16 protein-coding genes and 1 pseudogene are annotated in these 16,393 nt (G+C 59.5%); 10 read left to right on the plus strand and 7 right to left on the minus strand.

The window, feature by feature from the left end; genetic code table 11:
* The first annotated feature begins 5 nt into the window (after positions 1-5).
* Together QN224_RS22080 and QN224_RS22085 are read left to right on the plus strand one after the other, a co-directional pair.
* Complete coding sequence (locus tag QN224_RS22080) at positions 6-506, plus strand: DUF934 domain-containing protein (protein ID WP_283978382.1); 501 nt, start codon at positions 6-8, stop codon at positions 504-506.
* A 145-nt stretch (positions 507-651) separates the two neighbouring features.
* Positions 652-1,464 (plus strand): ferredoxin--NADP reductase, encoded by an 813-nt coding sequence (locus QN224_RS22085; RefSeq protein WP_283978383.1) that lies wholly within the window; start codon positions 652-654, stop codon positions 1,462-1,464.
* Between the two features lie 192 nt (positions 1,465-1,656).
* Here QN224_RS22085 and QN224_RS22090 read toward each other — a convergent pair whose 3' ends face one another.
* Positions 1,657-2,274, minus strand: a complete 618-nt coding sequence (locus QN224_RS22090; RefSeq protein ID WP_283978384.1) for a GntR family transcriptional regulator — start codon at positions 2,272-2,274, stop codon at positions 1,657-1,659.
* Between the two features lie 92 nt (positions 2,275-2,366).
* On the opposite strand from QN224_RS22090, the pseudogene QN224_RS22095 reads away from it, so the two are divergent.
* A pseudogene (locus QN224_RS22095) lies at positions 2,367-2,579 on the plus strand (dihydrodipicolinate synthase family protein); the annotation flags it as partial.
* 159 nt (positions 2,580-2,738) lie between these two features.
* On the opposite strand, the gene QN224_RS22100 reads toward QN224_RS22095, so the two are convergent.
* The 4 genes from QN224_RS22100 to QN224_RS22115 form a co-directional block, all read right to left on the minus strand.
* Positions 2,739-3,509, minus strand: a complete 771-nt coding sequence (locus tag QN224_RS22100) for an amino acid ABC transporter ATP-binding protein (RefSeq protein WP_173512708.1) — start codon at positions 3,507-3,509, stop codon at positions 2,739-2,741.
* Positions 3,510-3,523: 14 nt separating this feature from the next.
* Positions 3,524-4,681, minus strand: a complete 1,158-nt coding sequence (locus QN224_RS22105; protein ID WP_283978385.1) for an ABC transporter permease subunit — start codon at positions 4,679-4,681, stop codon at positions 3,524-3,526.
* Between the two features lie 4 nt (positions 4,682-4,685).
* Positions 4,686-5,879: an amino acid ABC transporter permease gene (locus QN224_RS22110; protein WP_283978386.1), complete on the minus strand. Its 1,194-nt coding sequence runs from the start codon at positions 5,877-5,879 to the stop codon at positions 4,686-4,688.
* Between the two features lie 90 nt (positions 5,880-5,969).
* A complete protein-coding gene (locus tag QN224_RS22115; RefSeq protein WP_173512711.1) occupies positions 5,970-6,995 on the minus strand; it encodes an amino acid ABC transporter substrate-binding protein in 1,026 nt (341 codons plus the stop codon).
* Positions 6,996-7,333: 338 nt separating this feature from the next.
* On the opposite strand from QN224_RS22115, the gene QN224_RS22120 reads away from it, so the two are divergent.
* Complete coding sequence (locus QN224_RS22120) at positions 7,334-8,524, plus strand: cystathionine beta-lyase (RefSeq protein WP_283978387.1); 1,191 nt, start codon at positions 7,334-7,336, stop codon at positions 8,522-8,524.
* Between the two features lie 95 nt (positions 8,525-8,619).
* Here QN224_RS22120 and QN224_RS22125 read toward each other — a convergent pair whose 3' ends face one another.
* Both QN224_RS22125 and QN224_RS22130 read right to left on the minus strand, forming a co-directional pair.
* Positions 8,620-9,804, minus strand: coding sequence for an FAD-dependent oxidoreductase (locus tag QN224_RS22125; protein ID WP_283978388.1), 1,185 nt, complete (start codon positions 9,802-9,804; stop codon positions 8,620-8,622).
* A 28-nt stretch (positions 9,805-9,832) separates the two neighbouring features.
* Positions 9,833-10,078, minus strand: a complete 246-nt coding sequence (locus QN224_RS22130) for a zinc-finger domain-containing protein (protein WP_283978389.1) — start codon at positions 10,076-10,078, stop codon at positions 9,833-9,835.
* A gap of 181 nt (positions 10,079-10,259) precedes the next feature.
* Here QN224_RS22130 and QN224_RS22135 point away from each other — a divergent pair, with 181 nt between their 5' ends.
* The 6 genes from QN224_RS22135 to clpA all read left to right on the plus strand — a co-directional run bounded on the left by QN224_RS22135 (position 10,260) and on the right by clpA (position 16,125).
* Complete coding sequence (locus QN224_RS22135) at positions 10,260-11,045, plus strand: alpha/beta hydrolase (protein ID WP_283978390.1); 786 nt, start codon at positions 10,260-10,262, stop codon at positions 11,043-11,045.
* Between the two features lie 102 nt (positions 11,046-11,147).
* Positions 11,148-11,975, plus strand: coding sequence for a serine O-acetyltransferase (gene cysE, locus QN224_RS22140; protein WP_283978391.1), 828 nt, complete (start codon positions 11,148-11,150; stop codon positions 11,973-11,975).
* 250 nt (positions 11,976-12,225) lie between these two features.
* Positions 12,226-12,429: a DUF3126 family protein gene (locus QN224_RS22145; protein WP_034854672.1), complete on the plus strand. Its 204-nt coding sequence runs from the start codon at positions 12,226-12,228 to the stop codon at positions 12,427-12,429.
* A 229-nt stretch (positions 12,430-12,658) separates the two neighbouring features.
* A complete protein-coding gene (locus tag QN224_RS22150) occupies positions 12,659-13,012 on the plus strand; it encodes a phasin family protein (RefSeq protein ID WP_173512717.1) in 354 nt (117 codons plus the stop codon).
* Positions 13,013-13,251: 239 nt separating this feature from the next.
* Positions 13,252-13,605: an ATP-dependent Clp protease adapter ClpS gene (clpS, locus tag QN224_RS22155; protein WP_173512718.1), complete on the plus strand. Its 354-nt coding sequence runs from the start codon at positions 13,252-13,254 to the stop codon at positions 13,603-13,605.
* Between the two features lie 9 nt (positions 13,606-13,614).
* Complete coding sequence (clpA, locus tag QN224_RS22160) at positions 13,615-16,125, plus strand: ATP-dependent Clp protease ATP-binding subunit ClpA (RefSeq protein ID WP_173512719.1); 2,511 nt, start codon at positions 13,615-13,617, stop codon at positions 16,123-16,125.
* Positions 16,126-16,393: the final 268 nt, after the last annotated feature.

The raw sequence follows: 16,393 nt of genomic DNA on the forward strand, positions 1-16,393 counted from the left end.
AGAACATGACGAAAATCTGGAAAGAAACCGGCTTTGTGAGCGATGATCCCTGGATCATCGAGACGGAAGAAGCCAAGGCCGGCTCGAACGAAAAGGCGATCCTCGGCCTCGATGTGTTCCTCGACGCGGTCTCCACTGGGGACGGGCGCGAGTTTGGTGTCCTGATCGCGCCGGCCGACGACGTGACGCGGCTGGCCCCTTACCTGGATCGGGTCGCTCTGGTCGCGGTCGCGTTTCCAGCCTTCAATGACGGACGTGCGTTCAGCCACGCTTCGCTGCTTCGCGCTCGGCTCGGCTTCGAAGGTGAAGTCCGCGCTGTCGGAGACGTGCTGATCGACCAGATCCCGTTGATGTTGCGTTGTGGCATTGACAGTTTCGCTGTCACGAATGCGACGGCGATCAAGCGTCTTTCGGAGGGGCGCCTGCCAGGCATCGCCAATCACTATCAGCCGACTGCAAGACCCTCATCGGACGTGAAATCTTACAGTTGGCGCCGCGTTTCTTAAAAAAAGCGCAGTTGCGACAGTGTGAAGCAAGCCGAAATCCTCGAAAGCGCCTATATTTGGAAGGGATTTCCTTTCAATCGAGTGCGAGTTGGAATATCCGCTCATACTTGATAGACAGGGTCACCATTACAGGACTGTAGCCACGATGAATGCTCCGGCAAAAACGGAAGATTTCGCGATCCAGGCACCGGCGGGTGTCTTTGTCGAGACGGTCACGAGTGTCACGCACTATACGGACCACCTTTTCCGTTTCCGCATGACCCGTCCCCAGGAGTTCCGTTTCCGCTCCGGCGAATTCGCCATGATCGGTCTCATGGTCGGCGACAAGCCCATCTATCGCGCCTATTCGGTCGCAAGCCCGGCATGGGACGAGGAACTCGAGTTCTTCTCGATCAAGGTTCCGGACGGCCCGCTGACGTCGCATCTGCAGAAGATCAAGCCGGGCGACCAGGTTCTTATGCGCAAGAAGCCGACGGGCACGCTGGTGCTCGACGCGCTTGTGCCCGGCCGCAGGCTTTACATGTTCTCGACCGGTACCGGCATTGCTCCCTTCGCGAGCCTCATTCGCGATCCGGAGACCTACGAAAAGTTCGAGGAAGTCATTCTTACGCACACCTGCCGCGACGTGGCGGAACTGAAATACGGTTTCGATCTCGTAGACGAGATCCGCAATCACGAGTTCCTGAACGAGATTGTAGGCGGCAAGCTTCGCCACTATGCGACGGTGACGCGCGAAGACTATCCGTTCAAGGGCCGGATCACCGACCTGATGACCAACGGCAAGTTCTTCGCGGATCTCGGCCTTCCGCCGCTCGATCCGGCGGTCGATCGCGGCATGATCTGCGGGTCTACGGCGATGCTCAAGGACACCAAGGAAATTCTGGAGGCCGCCGGCATGACGGAAGGCGCCAACAACAAACCGGCGGAATTCGTTATCGAGCGTGCATTCGTCGGCTGATATCGCAGGCAATTGAGATATCAATGATTACGAAGAGGCGCGTCCCGAACGCGCCTCTTTTCGTTTGTGGAGCATTTGACTTCAGGCAAACATCAACCCTGTGCGCCGCGCAGACGCCGCATATTCTTGAGAAGCCTTTCACCGGAAGGGGCGGCGGTTGAAGACCGGAAGCATGTCGCCGGAGGCTCGACATCAAGCGTCCGCGAGGTAATCCATCAACTGCGACATGGCCGCGGCGGCTTTCTCGGCATCCGCTGCCTCGATCGCGCGCATCACCTTGATGTGACGTTGCACTGACGCCTTCATCTTTTCCAGCGCCGCGGATGCAAACCATATGCGGCGCGCATGGGTCTGCAAGGGCGCAAGTGCTGCCGTCAGAAACCTGTTCGGGCAGGCGTCTTCCATGATTTCGTCGAACATCTTGTCGGCGACGAGGAAGCCTTCCATGTCGCCTTGATCCGAACATGCCGCCATCTGTTGCTCGCAGCCGCTTATCGCCAGCCGAGCCTCGGGGCTCGCATGTTGCGCGACGAGGGTTGCCGCTAATGGTTCCAACCGTTGGCGCGTCTGCATCACGTGAGCGCGATCCTCCGGTTGGATCATGGTGATCTGTAATCCCACCCGCGCGCGAATCTCGATGAGCCTCTGCCAGGCAAGTTTCTGGATCGCTTCCCGAACAGGGGTACGGCCATGCTCGGCGAGTTCGATGAGCTGGCGCTCGGTTACGAGCGATCCGGGCTTGAGCTTTAACGTGACGATGAGGCGTTCGAGCGCCAGATAGGCGAGGTGGGCCTGGGAATGGGCTGGCATGGGCATCCCTTGGTTCTGATATATCAGAAAATGACACGTATTCGAAATGGTGGCAAGCACGCTGATATATCAGAATCAAGGAGGCCTATCATGTGCGCGGCGTATTTCCTGCAGTAACCACAAAATTCACGACTGAGGGCGAGTTCGACAAGGCGGAGATGGAACGCCGCTTTGCGTTCGAGGCCGGCGCGGACGGCCTGATCGTTTGCGGTTCGCCTGGCGAGAACATGACGCTCGACGCGGAGGAGAAGATCGAGATCCTCAAGGTCGCCAAGTCGGTTGCCGGCGGCAAGCGGCCGACACTGCCCGCACTTTGACAGTTCCGGCGGGGCCGGTTGCCGGTCCGCCTCGTTCTTGGCGGTTCACGCGATCCCGCGAGGGCGGTACGGATAAACTGACGATTGAACGAGAACGGCCCGCCAGTTGCCGGCGGGCCGTTCTCGTTCCAGTTTATGCTCTCGATATCAGTGCAGGATCTGGCTGAGGAACAATTTGGTGCGCTCGTGCTGCGGATTGTCGAAGAACTCGGCAGGCGAATTCTGTTCGACGATCTGGCCCTGATCCATGAAGATCACTCGGTTGGCGACCTGACGCGCGAAACCCATTTCGTGGGTCACGCACAGCATGGTCATTCCCTCCTCGGCGAGGCTCACCATCGTGTCCAGCACTTCCTTGACCATTTCCGGATCGAGCGCCGAAGTCGGCTCATCGAACAGCAGGATCTTCGGCTTCATGCACAGCGAACGCGCGATCGCCACACGCTGTTGCTGCCCGCCAGAGAGTTGGCCCGGATATTTGTGCGCCTGCTCCGGAATCTTGACGCGCCTCAGGAAGTGCATCGCCACTTCCTCGGCCTGCTTTTTCGGCATCTTGCGAACCCAGATCGGCGCCAGCGTGCAGTTTTCAAGAATCGTCAGATGCGGAAACAGGTTGAAGTGCTGGAAAACCATTCCGACTTCGCGGCGCACCTCATCGATCTTTTTCAGGTCGTTGGTAAGCTCGATGCCATCGACGACGATCTTGCCCTTCTGGTGTTCCTCGAGCCGGTTGATGCAGCGGATCATCGTCGATTTGCCGGAACCGGAAGGGCCGGCGATGACGATGCGCTCGCCTCCCATGACTTTGAGATTGATGTCGCGCAGAACGTGGAAGTCTCCGTACCACTTGTTCATGCCCGTGATTTCGATCGCAACATCGGTCCCGGTCATTTTGGAAGTTGTGGCTAGATTGGCCATGTTATTTCCCCTTTTTATCGTTGTTGGCTCGTGTCGAGCACTCGCTCCATAAAGCCTGAATAGCGCGACATGCCGAAGCAGAAAAGCCAGAATATGAAGCCTGCAAAAATCAGACCCGAGACCGGCGTAACCGCAGAAGCCCAATTCGTATCCGAGAAATTCAGCCGGACGATGCCGAGAAGGTCGAACATGCCGATGATCGAGACCAGCGATGTATCCTTGAACAGGCCGATGAAGGTGTTCACGATCCCGGGGATCACGAGCTTCAGCGCCTGCGGCAGGATGATCAGGTTCATTTTCTGCCAGTAACCCAGGCCGAGCGAATCGGCGCCTTCATATTGGCCCTTCGGGATCGCCTGCAGGCCACCGCGCACGACCTCCGCCATATAGGCCGACGCGAAGAGCGATACGCCGATCAGGGCGCGCAGGAATTTGTCGAAAGTGACGCCCTGCGGCAGGAACAGCGGCAGCATCACGCTCGCCATGAAAAGCACTGTAATCAGCGGAATGCCGCGAACGATCTCGATGAAGATCGTGCAGAGCATCTTGATCACGGGCATCGTCGAGCGCCTGCCGAGCGCCAGCAGCACGCCCAGAGGAAGCGAGACTGCAATGCCGACGAACGAAAGGACGAGCGTGACCATGAGGCCGCCCCAGAGCGGCGTCTCTACATAGGTCAGGCCAAACCAGCCGCCCGGCAGCAGAATGATGGAGAGGATCGGCAGCACGACGAGGAGGAGAAACGCGTTCAGTCCCTTGTATGGAACCTTCGGGATCAGCATCGGTACGAGGAAGAGCACGAAGATGATACCGACGAGAGCGGGCCGCCAACGTTCATCAGGCGGATAGCGCCCGAAGATGAACTGGCTGAACTTCGCGTTGACGAAAGCCCAGCAGGCACCACTCCAGCCATCCGGTTGCGAGCCGCCCTGCGCCACCGTGGCGCAAACGCCACGACCGCCGCCACTCCAGGCCGCGTCGATGAAGAGCCATTGGATTGCCGGCGGAATCAGCCATGCCAAAACAAGCAGGCTGATGATCGTCAGGGCCGTGTCCTTCGGCGTGGCGAAGAGATTCTTTCTCAGCCAGTAAGCAACGCCGCTTTCCAGCAACGGTGCCGGTGAGGCCTCGATCATCGAGGCACGAACAAAACTTGCCTGGTGCGTGTTCATGATCTCACCTCTCCACCAGAGCCATGCGAGCGTTGTACCAGTTCATGAACAGCGACGTCGCGAGACTGAGGCTCAGATAGACGATGAGCCATATGCTGACCACCTCGATCGCTTGCCCGGTCTGGTTCAGGATCGTACCGCCGACGGCGACGAGGTCGGCATAGCCGATAGCGATCGCGAGCGACGAGTTCTTGGTGAGATTAAGATACTGGCTGGTCAGCGGCGGGATGATGATCCTCATTGCCTGCGGCACGACCACCAGGCGCGTCGTCAACCTGGGGCGGATGCCGAGCGCGTGCGCCGCCTCCGTCTGCCCCTTGGACACGCCGCGAATGCCCGCGCGGACGATCTCCGCGATGAACGCTGCGGTGTAGAAGGAAAGCGCAAGGAACAGCGACAGGAATTCCGGCCCGACGACCGAACCGCCGGTGAGGTTGAACTTGCCTGCAACAGGCACATCGAAGGTAAGTGGTGCTCCCGTCGCAACGAACGTCACCAGCGGCAAGCCGATGACGAGCCCGAGCACTGTCCAAAGCACCGGAATGCGCTGGCCGGTCTCGGCCTGCTTCCGGCGTGCATAGCGGCTGACCAGGAAGCTGGCGAGCGCGGCAAGGATGAAGGCGTAGAGCGTGTACTGAAAACCGTCTCCGAAGACAGGTCTCGGGAAGGCGACGCCGCGGTTGCTCACGAAGACATTCAAGGGGAGGGCAAGCGCTTCACGCGCCTGCGGCAACACAGCAAGAACGCCGCTGTACCAGAAGAAGATGACGAGCAACGGAGGAATGTTGCGAAAAACCTCGACATAGGCGAGCGACAGTTTCGCAATGATCCAGTTGTGCGACAGGCGGCCGATGCCGACGATGAAGCCGATGATCGTTGCCGTGATGATCCCCGCAATCGCTACAAGCAAGGTATTCAAGAAGCCGACCACCAGCGCGCGGCCATAGGTGGAATCACTCGTGAAGGCGATCAGGGATTGTCCGACGTCGAAGCCTGCGCGGCCCCTGACAAAGCCGTATCCGGAAGCGATGTTCGCGCGCCTCAGGTTCTCGATCGTATTGTCGGCGATCCAGTAAATCAGTAGTGCGAGGATAATGACCGTGATTGCCTGGTAGAAAATCCCGCGCACCTGCGGATCGTTGATGAATGAACCGGCAGATTTCTCTTTTTCAGGCGTGGTTGTTGCGCCAATGGCCATGCAATGCCTCTTTCCCCTATCCACTCTTTTTGAGTGTTCTTATCGTTGGGATGGAGGAGCGGTTTCCCGCTCCTCCAAAGTCGCAGGCGATCAGCGGACCGGCGGTGCGTACTGGATGCCGCCCTTGCTCCAGAGCGCATTCAGTCCGCGCTCGATTTTCAGCGGGCTGCCGGCACCGATGTTGCGATCGAAGACTTCGCCGTAGTTGCCGACGGCCTTGATGATGTTGACGGCCCACTCATTGGTCAGGCCGAGGTCGGTACCGATCTTGCTGTCGGCCTCAACGCCAAGGAAGCGCTGGACGTCAGGGTTGGTCGACTTCTTCATCTCTTCGACGTTCGCCTGGGTGATGCCGAATTCTTCAGCCTGGACCAGCGCGTAGTGAACCCAGCTGACGATGTCGAACCACTGGTCGTCGCCCTGGCGGACGGCCGGGCCAAGCGGCTCCTTCGAGATGATTTCCGGCAGGATCATGTGATCATCCGGCTTCGAAAGCGTCAGGCGGAGAGAGTAGAGGCCGGACTGGTCGGTGGTGTAGACGTCGCAACGGCCCGCGTCGTAGGCGGCGTTCACTTCGTCGAGCTTCTCGAAGACGACCGGATTGTACTGCAGGTTGTTCGACTTGAAGTAGTCGGCAAGGTTCAATTCGGTGGTCGTGCCGGTCTGCACGCAGACGGCAGCGCCGGAAAGTTCAAGCGCCGACTTCACGTTGAGGCCCTTGCGGACCATGAAGCCCTGGCCGTCGTAGTAGTTGACCGTGCGGAAGTTGAAGCCGAGCGCGGTGTCGCGGTTGATGGACCAGGTCGTGTTGCGAGCCAGAACATCGACTTCGCCCGACTGCAGCGCTGGAAAGCGCTCCTTGGCGGAAGTCGGAGTATACTTGACCTTGCTGCCGTCGCCGAAAACGGCCGCGGCGATTGCCTTGCAATAGTCCACGTCGAAACCAGCCCAGTTGCCGGAAGCGTCGGGAGCGGAGAAACCGGCCAGACCGGTGTTGACGCCGCACTGCACGAAGCCTTTGGCCTTCACGTCGTCAAGGGTTGCAGCCGATGCCGCAGGTGCGCCAATACCCATGACAGCAGCGCCAACCAGAGCTGTCAGAATTCGTCTTGCCATTTTTTGAACCTTTTCGGTTGTCGTTAGTTCCCGTCTGCACAGTCGCGCTCTGTCGGCGCGTGCAGCCTCCGCCACCCTCCTGGCGTGAGTGCAATCTATCTCATGCTCAAAATTCACAAGGGTCAAGAGATGTTGCCGATTTTCTGATTTTGCATGTGAAAAACCCGAACTTCGCCAGAAGTTTAGGCAAGTTCTCGCCGGGAACTGGGCTTCTTTGAACAAAAAACGGCCAGGTCGGCATTTTGCACCCGCCGTCGGCCTTTCGCCGGAATTTTCCCTTGACCCGGCGGGTGCTGCGTTCGATGAGTTGGCGTCGAATTCAAACAGCGGATTTTTCAATGGCAGACAAGATCAGCGCGCTCAAGGAAACGGGCATCAACACCCGTCTGGCGCACTCCGGCAACAATCCCTCGGATTTCCACGGTTTCGTCAATCCGCCGGTGGTGCACGCTTCCACCGTGCTGTTTCCTAACGCCAGGACCATGGAAAGCCGGGCGCAGAAATACACATACGGGACGCGTGGCACACCGACGACCGACGCGCTTTGTGAGGCGATCAACGAGCTCGAGGGCGCTGCCGGAACGATTCTCGTGCCCTCGGGATTGGCGGCCGTCACGGTGCCGTTCCTGACCTATCTGTCCGCCGGGGACCACGCCCTCGTGGTCGATTCGGTTTACTTCCCGACACGGCATTTCTGCGACACGATGCTGAAGCGCCTCGGTGTCACCGTCGAATATTACGATCCGATGATCGGTGCCGCCATCGAGAGCCTGATCCGGCCGAACACGCGCCTGGTGCATACCGAGGCGCCGGGCTCGAATACGTTCGAAATGCAGGACATTCGTGCGATTGCGGCTGCGGCGCACCGCCACGGCTGCGTTGTGACGATGGACAATACCTGGGCGACGGCGGTTTATTTCCGCCCGCTCGATCACGGTGTGGACGTCTCGATTCATGCGGCGACGAAATACCCGTCAGGGCACTCCGACGTGCTGTTCGGAACCGTGTCGGCGAATGTCGCCCATTGGCCGGCGCTAACCGAGGCGATGGTCACGCTCGGCGTCTGCGCATCACCGGACGACAGCTACCAGATCCTCAGGGGCTTGCGCACGATGGGGATTCGCCTCGAACGGCATCAGGCGAGCGCGCTGGCGATTGCCGGGTGGCTCGAGAGCCGCGACGAGGTTGCGCGCGTGCTGCATCCGGCGCTGCCGAGCTTTCCGGGACATGACCTCTGGAAGCGCGACTTCGGCGGTGCGAGCGGAATCTTCTCCTTTGTCCTGAAGGCCGACAGCCCGGAAAAGTTCAGGACCAAGGCCCATGCCTTCCTCGACGCGCTCTCGCTGTTCGGTCTCGGCTATTCCTGGGGCGGCTTCGAAAGCCTCGCCGTTCACGTCAATCTCTCCGACCGCAAGGTGGCGAAGGCGCCGTCGGAAGGGCCGGTGATCCGATTGCAGATCGGGCTGGAAGACGTGCCGGATCTTCGCCGTGACATCGAAGCGGGCTTCGCCGCCGCCAACGCTGTTTAACGCTTCAGCGTCCCCTACAGCGCCGCGCGTCCAATCGGACGCGGAAAGGTCGCTGTAGCGCTTTGAATTGGCGCATGTTTTTATCCTTAAATCGGCTACGATTTAAGGATAGATGCAGTAGCGCCGTAACCGTAGAGCCAATCAAGGTCGGCAGCCAGCGCTTCGGGACCCTTGAGGGCCAGAACCAGATCGCGCCCCAGCCTCACCGGGCCGCGGGCGTGATAGGCGAATCGGTTGAAGGCAGCGCGCTTCCGCACACGATCGATCCGCGACCGCCGTACGCGATCATATCCGGCAAATGCGGAGGGGATATCCTGGGCTTCAGCGAGGCACTGCGCGAGTTCTCGCGCATCCTCGATTGCCATTGCGGCGCCCTGGGCCGCAAATGGCGTCATGGCATGAGCTGCATCGCCGATGAGAATGGTTCTCGCCCCGTCGTGCCACGCGCCGTCATCGACGGTGCACAAGGGCCAGTAGGTCGCCGCGGTAGCGCGCGTCAGAAGCTCGCGCAGTTTGGGATGCCATCCATCGAAAGCTGCTGCGAGTTCGCGCCGTCTGTCTTCGGAATCCTTGCCGATCCACACGCTGTCGGCGGCCTCGCCCCCGACGATCCCAACAAGGTTGAAGCCGCCGATCTCCTTGATCGGGTAGGCGACGAGGTGCGCATTGGGACCGAGGAAAGCTGTGACGCGATCGGCCGACAGGCAGGCCGTCGCCTCAGCGCCCGGCAGCATCATGCGCCACGCGATGTTGCCCGAGAACCGCACGGCGCCGGCGCCCGGAATGGACGCCCTTGTCCGCGACCAGATACCGTCGGCGCCGACGATTACCTGCGGACGCCGCATCATCGAGCGATCGATGGCTGCCTCCGGCTCGCTCTCGATCCGGCAGCCAAGGTGAACGCGGCAGCGCGGCTCGGCTTTGACCGCGTCGAACAGGATCTTCTGCAGGCTGGCGCGGTGCAGGACGCCATAGGGAGCCGCCCACCGGTTGCGGGCACGGGCACCAGCCGGCACGCTTGCGAGCGAACGTAACGAGTGGCCGTCGACAAGCGCAATCGAGTCCGGCTCGCTCCAGACACTTTCGAGAGCAGGAAGCAGACCGAGTTCGATGAGGATGCGTGACGCATTCGGCGACAATTGCAACCCAGCGCCCACTTCTTTCAAAGCGTCGGCCTGTTCGAATATTTCCGTCTCGAAACCCTGCCGGGCGAGGCAGAGAGCCGTCGTCAGGCCGGCGATACCGGCGCCCACAATTGCAACCGGACCAGCGTTTTGCATCGATCTCTTGGCGGTGAGTTGGGGCGACTTAAGCGGCCTTGCTGGTGAAGAGGCACTCCGGAGGATTCGTCTCCGTTGCCTTCAGCGAAGGATTATAGCGGTAGAGCGTCGAACAATAGGAGCAGACCTTCTCGTTGTCGTCGCCCATGTCGATGAAGATGTGGGGGTGGTCGAAGGGAACGGATGCGCCCGTGCACATGAATTCCTTGACGCCGATCTCGATCGCCTGGTGTCCGCCGTCATTCTGAAAATGCGGGATGCTGTGGCCGGCCATGTCATGCTCCGATGAATGCAAGTCTCTGGATGTGAATTTGCCGGCACCATAGTGAGCTTTGCCGTAAATGTGTAGCGGCAAACATGCCGCGCCTGTGGGTTTTTGGACGGCCGGGGGTTTCACGCGAGGGCGTTACAACCTAGTTTGCGCCGAAACAGAACGACCCTTCAGGAAACGAGACATGGATCTGATCCCGCCGCCATTTTCGCACTTCGCGCATGAGGGACTGGAGATCGCCTTCTTCGACGAAGGCGATCCGTCTGGAGAACCTATCCTCCTCATTCACGGTTTTGCGTCGAGCGCCAATGTCAACTGGGTGTATCCGGGCTGGTTGAAGACGCTTGGCGACGCCGGCTACAGGGTTATTGCCTTGGACAATCGCGGCCATGGAAAGAGCAGCAAGCCCTACGATCCTTCGCTCTACCATCCGCAACAGATGGCAGGGGATGCGGCGGCGCTTTTGGTCCATCTCGGAATCGGCGAGGCGCATGTCATGGGCTATTCGATGGGCGCGCGCATTTCAGCATTCCTGGCTTTAATGCATCCGGAGCGCGTGCGCTCGCTCGTGTTCGGCGGCCTCGGAATAGGCATGGTGAGTGGGGTCGGAGACTGGGATCCGATCGCCGACGCGTTGCTTGCACCGTCGCTGGAGAGCGTGACGCATGCGCGCGGCCGAATGTTTCGTGCCTTTGCCGATCAGACCAAGAGCGACCGCCAAGCACTTGCGGCCTGCATTTCCACGTCGCGTGATCTGCTTTCGGCCGAAGATGTGGCGCACATCGACGTACCGGTACTGATCGGTGTCGGAACGAAGGACGAGATTGCCGGATCGGCGCAGGAGCTTGCCGCGCTTATGCCGCGGGCGAGGGCGCTCGACATTCCGGGGCGCGATCATATGCTGGCAGTCGGTGACCGCGTGTTCAAGAAGGCCGTGCTCGAATTTCTTGGCGAGGTCGGGCGAGCGTAAAGCGGATCTGCGACCGGTGGCTGAAATGTCGGGCACCCATTTATGTCGACCGGGAATTACCCTATATTCGAAACCATCGATCGATCATGAAGGAGAGCGACTATGGTCGCCAAGACCGAACTGCGCCATACGGAATCGTTCAAGGCGATAGACCCGATCTGGGACAGCCTGCGCGAGGAAGCCCGGGTCGCCGCCGAGCGCGATCCGATGCTGGCAGCGTTCTTGTATTCGACCGTCGTCAATCAGCACTCCCTGGAAGAGGCTGTCATCTACCGGATTTGCGAACGGCTGGACCATCCGGACCTGCAGGCAAACTTGCTGCGTCAGACCTTCGCCGAAATGCTGGAGGACTGGCCGGAATGGGGCGCGATCCTGCGCGTCGACATCCAGGCGGTCTATGATCGCGACCCGGCGTGCACGCGGTTCATCGAAGCTGTGCTCTATTTCAAGGGATTCCACGCTATCCAGACGCATCGCCTTGCCCACTGGCTATGGAACCAGGGTCGGAGGGATTTCGCACTGTATCTGCAGAGCCGCTCCTCCAGCGTCTTTCAGACCGACATCAATCCTGCAGCCCGGATCGGGCGCGGCATCTTCCTCGATCACGCGACCGGCCTCGTGGTCGGCGAAACGGCAGCCATTGGCGACAATGTGTCGATCCTGCATGGCGTGACGCTTGGCGGCACCGGCAAGGAGGGTAGCGATCGTCACCCGAAGATCGGTGACGGCGTGTTGATCGGGGCGGGTGCGAAGATTCTCGGCAATATCCACATCGGCCATTGCTCGCGCGTGGCCGCCGGTTCCGTCGTGCTGAAGCCCGTTCCCCCAAAAACGACGGTGGCAGGCGTTCCAGCAAAGGTCGTGGGCGAGGCCGGGTGTTCCGAGCCGTCGCGCCAGATGGACCAGATCCTGGCCAGCTTCGACATCTGAGCAGATAGGAGCACCGGCGCCGCAGCAGCCCTTGCCGATTGCTCGGGTCGCAGGCGTTTTGATGGGACGAGGCAGTTGCGAGCGGTTTTCCGCTCGCGTCCGGTTCGTGCCTTGCAGAAAATTGGACAGAAATTCAAGCCGATACGGCGACTTCGCAAGTCTGGAGGGACGCCCGGTGTCCAAGTGGGTTTACACTTGGCAATTCCGCGTGCGAGAAGCGCCGCAAATCAAACATCCACGGAGAAGAGATTTGAAGCCCGAAGAGATCCGAAAGCTTGAAGCCTATTTCAAGCGCACCTTCAACCAATCGATGGTCGTCAAGGCACGGCCGAAGAAGGACGAGTCCGCGGAGGTCTATCTCGGCGACGAATTCCTCGGTGTCGTTTTCCGCGACGAAGAGGATGGAGAGCTTTCGTACAATTTCTCGATGGCGATCCTCGACATCGACCTGTGAGATCGACATCCATCGTCGGATCTTCCACCCGGTTCTGAGCAATCAGGCCGGGTTTTTTCATTAAAAGTCATATTTAACGCGCTCGCGCGAAAAAAATTCCCAGTTTTGTCACGAATTTTCATCAAGTCGTTGCAAGAACAGCGTTTTATTGCGTCGCACACAGAACTTGACTTTTTGTGCACTGCACATAAACTGACTAACAGTTAAGCCGTCCAAAGGAGACACCCTGATGTTTAACTTCGACGATGCGAACAAGAAAAGCAAAGAAGCCATTGACGTTGCTGTCAAAAGCTATTCGACCCTGACCAAGGGTTTTCAGGCCATTGCGACGGAAGCAGCGGACTATTCGAAGAAGTCCTTCGAGGACGGAATTTCCCATTTCGAAAAGCTGACCAATACCAAGAGCCTTGAAGCTGCTTTTGAGCTTCAAACCAATTATCTGAAGGCGAGCTACGAAGGTTTTGTCGCCGAGGCGACGAAGATCGGCGAGATGTACGCTGACCTCGCCAAGGATGCCTATAAGCCTTACGAGGCGCCGGTCGCCAAGGCGACTTCAGCAGTCAAGTCTGCCGCCGCGGCCTGACGACAAAGACCATCGCCATCGTAAGAAGGCCGGTCGCGGTTGCCGCGGCCGGCCTTCTTGCTTTTTGAAATGCCGGCCGCTTATGCCCCAAGAAAGTTGATCAATCTTGTGTTTCGCCGTGCGAATATGATTGCAGTGCGTTGGTTCGGCCTTAAAATTCGGAAACGAACTATTAGATAAGGACAAGCACGCCGCAGCCACGTTCGTTGGATGTGCGGCTGTACAAGGAACGAACAAGAATGATCGCCATGCCGGTCCGGATGCAGCAGGGAAGCGAAGGAGACGGAGGCGGCGCCAGTCGTGGCACCTCCGTTATCACGCGTACCAAGCCGAAGACCAAAAAGCCGAGTCTGTATCGTGTTCTGCTTTTGAATGACGATTACACGCCGATGGAATTCGTCATCCATATTCTGGAGCGCTTCTTCCAGAAGGATCGGGAAGAAGCGACCCGCATCATGCTCCACGTCCACAACCACGGTGTGGGAGAGTGCGGCGTCTTCACCTACGAAGTCGCCGAAACCAAGGTGACGCAGGTGATGGATTTCGCCAGGCAGCATCAACATCCGTTGCAATGCGTCATGGAAAAGAAATGAGGAACTAACGTGCCAACATTTTCGCCCAGCCTCGAAAAGGCGCTGCATCAGGCACTGACTTTTGCCAACGAGCGCCACCATGAATATGCGACGCTCGAGCACCTGCTGCTGGCATTGATCGACGATGCCGATGCGGCTGCTGTGATGGGCGCGTGCAACGTAAATCTCGAAACACTTCGCAAGACCGTGACGGACTACGTCGACAACGAACTGTCGAACCTCGTTACCGGCTATGACGAAGATTCCAAGCCGACCGCCGGTTTCCAGCGCGTGATTCAGCGTGCGGTCATCCACGTGCAATCCTCCGGCCGGGAGGAGGTGACGGGCGCCAACGTGCTGGTGGCGATCTTTGCCGAGCGCGAAAGCCACGCCGCCTATTTCCTGCAGGAGCAGGAGATGACCCGCTACGATGCGGTCAACTTCATTTCGCATGGAATCGGCAAGCGGCCGGGAAGCTCAGAGTCGCGGCCGGTGCGCGGGGCTGAGGATCAGGATTCCGAGCAGAAAGCGCCCCGCGAAAGCGAGGAAGCCGGCCCGAAGAAGCAGCAGGACGCGCTGACCGCCTACTGCGTAAACCTCAACGAGAAGGCGAAATCCGGAAAGATCGATCCGTTGATCGGCCGCCATGCCGAAGTCAATCGTACGATCCAGGTGCTCTGCCGCAGGTCCAAGAACAACCCGCTCTATGTCGGTGACCCCGGCGTCGGCAAGACTGCGATTGCCGAGGGCCTTGCCAAGCGCATCGTCGAAAAGAAGGTGCCGGAGGCGCTCGAAGACGCCACGATCTTCTCGCTCGACATGGGAACGCTGCTCGCCGGAACGCGCTACCGCGGCGACTTCGAGGAGCGTTTGAAGCAGGTCGTCAAGGAGCTCGAGGATTATCCGGGCGCCGTGCTCTTCATCGACGAGATCCACACGGTGATTGGCGCCGGTGCCACGTCGGGCGGCGCGATGGATGCGTCCAATCTTCTGAAGCCGGCGCTCTCGTCGGGTTCGATCCGCTGCATCGGTTCGACGACCTATAAGGAATACCGCCAGTTCTTCGAGAAGGATCGCGCGCTGGTGCGCCGTTTCCAGAAGATCGACGTCAACGAACCGACGATTGCCGACGCCATCGAGATCATGAGAGGGCTGAAGCCGTATTTCGAGGATTATCACCACCTCAAATACACAAACGACGCCATCAAGGCTGCCGTCGAGCTTTCCGCTCGCTACATCAACGATCGGAAGCTGCCGGACAAGGCGATCGATGTCATCGACGAGTCTGGGGCCGCGCAGATGCTGCTTCCCGCTGGCAAGCGTCGCAAGCTGATCACCGAGAAGGAGATCGAGGCGACGATCGCGACGATGGCGCGTATTCCGCCGAAGACCGTATCCAAGGACGATGAAACGGTTCTCGCCAATCTCGAGAAGGAGCTGAGATCCGTGGTCTATGGCCAGGACCTGGCGATCGAGGCGCTCGCCTCGTCGATCAAGCTGGCACGTGCCGGCCTCCGGGAACCGAACAAGCCGATCGGCTGCTATGTGTTCTCCGGCCCGACCGGTGTCGGCAAGACCGAGGTGGCAAAGCAACTGGCGTCCTCGCTGGGTGTCGAGCTTCTGCGTTTCGACATGTCGGAATACATGGAGCGGCACACGGTGTCCCGCCTGCTCGGCGCACCTCCCGGCTATGTCGGCTTCGACCAGGGCGGTCTCCTGACGGACGGCGTGGATCAGCATCCGCATTGCGTCTTGCTCCTCGATGAGATCGAGAAGGCGCATCCGGACCTGTTCAACATCCTCCTGCAGGTGATGGACCATGGTTCGCTGACTGACCACAACGGCAAGAGGATCGACTTCCGCAACGTCATCCTGATCATGACGACCAATGCGGGGGCGTCCGACATGGCTCGGCCGGCGATCGGCTTCGGCTCATCGAAGCGTGAGGGCGAGGATATCGAGGCGCTGAACAAGCTGTTCACGCCGGAATTCCGCAACCGCCTGGACGCTGTCATTCCGTTCAACTCGCTGCCGACGCCGGTTATCCATCAGGTCGTGCAGAAGTTCGTCATGCAGCTCGAGACGCAGCTTGCCGAACGCAACGTGACCTTCGACCTCGCGCCCGACGCTATCGCCTGGCTCGCCGAGAAGGGATACGACGAAAAGATGGGCGCACGGCCTCTGGCACGCGTCATCCAGGAAAACATCAAGAAGCCGCTTGCCGACGAAATCCTCTTCGGCAAGCTCAAGAAGGGTGGCGTCGTCAAGGTGACGATCGGCACGAAGGAGGACGGTACCAAGGGCCTGATGCTCGATGCCGTCCCTGAAACGGCGCCGATCAAGCCGAAGGCTGAAGTGTCGCGTCCCGCAGGTAAGGGCGCCAAGCCCAAGAAAGGCGACGAGAAGGAAACCGTCGCCGCCGACTCCGGGCCGAAGCCAAAGGCGAAGAAGACTGCAGCGAAAGCATCCTCCAAGGACCGCACGTCAGAGGCGGCCCCGCTGAAGGGCCGGACGGTCCCCAAGGTGCCGCGCAAGAAGTAACGCGATCGCTATTAAACACGACCGTGCCGGATGAGCTTCATCCGGCACGGTCGTGTTACCGCATGTTTCCTTAAATCGGAGCCGACCTAAAGCGCGTCGCATTCAATTGGAGTCACGCGACACGCTCTAAGTCCTTGTTTGCATGCATGTCGTTGTCCCGATACCGCTGCACACTTTCGGGCGACATGCATTAGGATAAGACATGCAGCAACTCAAAGTGCTACAGCGGCCTTTCTTTGAAGCTCGGTGCAGGTGAGTAAGCGTAACT

This window comes from Sinorhizobium sp. 7-81 (assembly GCF_030124405.1).
Taxonomy (GTDB): domain Bacteria; phylum Pseudomonadota; class Alphaproteobacteria; order Rhizobiales; family Rhizobiaceae; genus Sinorhizobium; species Sinorhizobium psoraleae.